This window comes from Turicibacter sp. T129, from assembly GCF_025594975.1.
GTDB lineage: Bacteria > Bacillota_I > Bacilli_A > MOL361 > Turicibacteraceae > Turicibacter > Turicibacter bilis.
Window position 1 is genome coordinate 1 of the sequence record NZ_JAMQUU010000067.1, and the last position, 1,656, is coordinate 1,656.

The following is a 1,656-nucleotide window of genomic DNA, read 5'->3' on the forward strand; positions in this document are numbered from 1 at the left end:
TTTCTATATAGACCATCATGCCTGGAGGGCACCACAATAAACGAAAATAAAGTGTGCGTTGAATGATATGGTTTAGCTTCATCCACAATATGTTGTACAATCAAGGACGATGTTTCTTGGATCGAATAGACCGATATATAGACTGTCCTGACAACTTCTCTTTGAACCACATTTTGTCCCTGAGGACGCATAGTAGAATAATAATCATGAAGTTGATATTGTACGTCAATTATATTCAAAGGAGAATTTAAACGATGGATGTTGTTTACCAAACGTGTTGTGGGATTGATGTGCACAAGATGAAGTTGGTTGCTTGTTTGTGTAAAGGCCACAAGCAAGAAATCAAGGAGTTTAGTGCCAAAACAAAAGATATCAAAGCGATGGTTGATTGGCTTGAAGGAAACAAATGTGAAATGGTTGCGATGGAGTCGACTTCTGTTTATTGGAAACCTCTTGTCAATATTTTTGAAATGCGCGGATTAAAGTATATGGTTGTTAATGCCAAAGACTTTAAAGCTGTTCCTGGCCGAAAGACAGATGTATTGGATAGTGCGTGGTTAGCTGATTTACTCCGTCACGGTTTACTTAAATCAAGTTTCATTCCAAGTCGTGAACAACGCGAATTAAGAGAAGCGACACGATATCGCAAGGCAATAACCGAAGAAAGAGCTCGTGCCCTTAACAGACTTCAAAAGTTATTAGAGGGGGCAAATATTAAAATTAGTTCAGTTCTTTCAACGATGACAGGTAAAACAACCATGAATCTACTGGATTATGTTCTAAACAATGATGAAATGATGGATGAAAAAACAGCTGAAACCTTAATTATCAGTCGAATATCAGCTTCTGTTAAAGAGGTGACAGAGGCGATGGAAGGAATAATGACTCCTTTTCAAAAAACGATGATGAAACAAGTTCTCACGCATCTTAACGAATTATCCGAAAGAATTGAAGAGATGGATATCATCATTGATACGTATATGGCAGAGTATTGGGAAGCCATCAAGAAACTCGAACAAATTCCTGGCATCGGAAAGAAGAGTGCAGAAATTATTTTAGCTGAAATTGGATTAGACATGAATCAATTTCCAAGTGCAGGACATTTAGCTTCATGGGCAGGTGTAGCACCCGGGAATAATGAAAGTGCGGGCAAAAGAAAAAGCGGGCGAACCCGCAAAGGAAATAAGATACTAAAATCGACACTCGCTCAAGTGGCGAAATCAGCCTCTAAAAATAAAAATAGCTTTTTTCATGCCCAATATCAACGAATCGCTGTCAAAAGAGGGAAAAATAGAGCCACTTTAGCGGTCGCTCATTCTATTTTAATAGCCATCTATCATATGTTGAAAGATGGCCAGGAATTTATTGACTTAGGATCCGACTACTATAACCAATTTAATACCGAGAAAAAAATTAACTCATACCTGAAAAAGTTAGCTGCTTTAGGATATAGAGTGGATGAACATTCAACGGTAAAGTGAGTCGGATAATTTATTATCGTAAAAAATAAGGAATTTAAAACAGCTAAAGACAAACAAATATTGTCGAAGGTCGCCTTTCTTTTGACGGTATTTTATGACAAGATTCGAGGCCTACAAGGGAGGTCTTTTCAAAGCTGACCTCGCGGAGGGAGTTTGGATTTATTTTCATAGTAGA

The 1,656-nt window shown here is 37.8% G+C and carries 1 protein-coding gene; it reads left to right on the plus strand.

What is annotated here, in order from left to right:
• The first annotated feature begins 254 nt into the window (after positions 1-254).
• Positions 255-1,481, plus strand: coding sequence for an IS110 family transposase (locus tag NEH75_RS10935; protein WP_262948879.1), 1,227 nt, complete (start codon positions 255-257; stop codon positions 1,479-1,481).
• Positions 1,482-1,656 lie beyond the last annotated feature (175 nt).

What these genes read in the sequence shown, in the direction of transcription:
- NEH75_RS10935 (WP_262948879.1), top strand. Translation starts at nt 255, where the DNA reads ATGGATGTTGTTTACCAAACGTGTTGTGGGATTGATGTGCACAAGATG.